The 1870-nt window shown below is 64.0% G+C and carries 1 protein-coding gene and 1 pseudogene; both read left to right on the forward strand.

Going from position 1 to position 1870, the window contains the following annotated elements; genetic code table 11:
* The first annotated feature begins 212 nt into the window (after positions 1-212).
* Positions 213-1685 (forward strand): IS21 family transposase, encoded by a 1473-nt coding sequence (istA, locus tag AX708_RS17370; RefSeq protein ID WP_230961030.1) that lies wholly within the window; start codon positions 213-215, stop codon positions 1683-1685.
* A pseudogene (locus tag AX708_RS17375) lies at positions 1682-1870 on the forward strand (hypothetical protein); the annotation flags it as partial. The gene istA and the pseudogene AX708_RS17375, both read left to right, overlap by 4 nt.

Consider the following 1870-nt stretch of genomic DNA (forward strand, 5'->3'; position numbering starts at 1 on the left):
CTGTCGCGCGACAATCAGAATGAGAATGCGCGACAATCAAGATGAGAATCCGGTGTGGGGGGAGCGGCGCAGGGCGTAGCCCGTAGCCGTTCCCCCCACACCGGAGCACCCTTTTGGGGGCTGCCGGAGATGATCGCGGTGTTGGGTATGGTGGGGTTTTTCCTTTGAGGAGGACCCCGTGTGTGCCTGGCCGTCACATAACCGATCATCAGATGAGGCTGTTTATGACATTGAGGAAAGACCACCCGGTGGCCGTGGCTGCGGCGAAGGCGGGGATGAGCCCGGCTGCGGGCTACCGGCTGCTGAAGGATCCGCAGCTACCTTCGCAGAAGAAGGCGCCCCGTGGGCGGCGGCGTCCCGATCCGCTTGCCGGGTTCTTCGACGAGGAGGTTGTGCCGCTGTTGGAAGCAGCGCCCGGGCTGCGTCCGATTGCGGTCTTTGAGGAGCTGCGCCGTCGGCACGGCGATCTGCCGTTTGCGCGCCGGACGCTGGAGCGGCGGATCAGGGGCTGGCGTGCGCTGCATGGGCCCGAGCGCGAGGTCATCTTCCGGCAGTTGCATGAGCCGGGCAGGCTTGGCCTGTCGGACTTCACCCATATGGGCGATCTCAATGTCACGGTCGCAGGCGTGCCGCTGGAGCATATGCTCTATCACTTCCGACTGACCTATGGCGGGTTCGAGCACTGCCATGTGATCCTGGGCGGCGAGAGCTTTGTTGCCTTGGCTGAGGGGCTGCAGAACGCCTTGTGGTCCGCAGGCGGTGCTCCGCGGCGTCACCGGACGGACAGCCTCTCGGCTGCGTTCCGTAATCTTGATGCCGATGCCCGCGCTGATCTGACCACGCGATATGATGCGCTGTGCCGACATTACGGGATGGAGCCGACCCGCAACAATACAGGCGTTGCCCACGAGAACGGCTCGATCGAGAGCTCTCACGGCCACATCAAGGCTGTGGTGAGGGATGCCTTGCTGCTGAGGGGAAGCAGCGACTTTGCTGATCTGGCGGCGTATCGCGGCTTTATCGATGAGGTCGTGACCGCGCGCAATCGGCGCCATGCTCCCTCGATCGATGTCGAGCGTCGGACCTTGCAGCCGCTGCCAGATACGCGCACGAGTGATTATGAGGCCGTGCTGGTCAGGGTCACCTCATCGGGCGGCTTTACCTTGCGCAAGGTGTTCTACACCGTGCCTTCAAGGCTAATCGGACACCGCCTGCGCGCGCGGCTCTATGATGACCGGATCGATCTGTTCCTGGGCAGCACGCTGCTCATGACCCTGGTGCGCGGCCGCGCTGGCGACAATGGCAAGCATGGTCATATCGTCGATTACCGGCATGTGATCCACTCGCTGCGGCGCAAGCCGATGGCGCTTATGGGGTTGGTCTATCGCGATAGCCTGTTCCCCCGCGAAGCCTACCGACGGATGTTCGAGCATCTGCTGGAGCATGAAGGCGAGCACGCCGCCTGCAGGATGACCGTCGATCTGCTGGCCATGGCGCACGAGCGCGCCTGTGAGGCTGAGCTTGCCGGACTGCTCGAAGCCGATCTTGCCGCGCGGCGATGCCCTGACATCGCTGCTCTGCGCAGCCGGTTCTCGCCTGATCCTGAGCAATTACCTCAGGTGGATGTAAAGCTCGGGCGTCTGGCCTCCTACGACAGCCTGATCGGATGGGGAGAGGCGGCATGAGCACATCCCCGATGATCGACGCCCAGCGGCTCAGTCTGATGCTGAACGAACTGCGCTTGCCGGCAATCAAGCATATGTGGGGCGACTTCGCCGCGCGCGCCGACAAGGAAGGCTGGCCTGCCGCCCGCCTCCTGACCGCGCTCGCCGAGCATGAGATCGCCGAACGGGATCGGCGGCGGACCGAG

The sequence above is a fragment of the Erythrobacter sp. CCH5-A1 genome (genome assembly GCF_001557115.1).
GTDB lineage: Bacteria > Pseudomonadota > Alphaproteobacteria > Sphingomonadales > Sphingomonadaceae > Erythrobacter.

Coding starts and splice junctions, on each gene's coding strand:
- istA (WP_230961030.1), top strand. CDS start 213: ATGAGGCTGTTTATGACATTGAGGAAAGACCACCCGGTGGCCGTGGCT.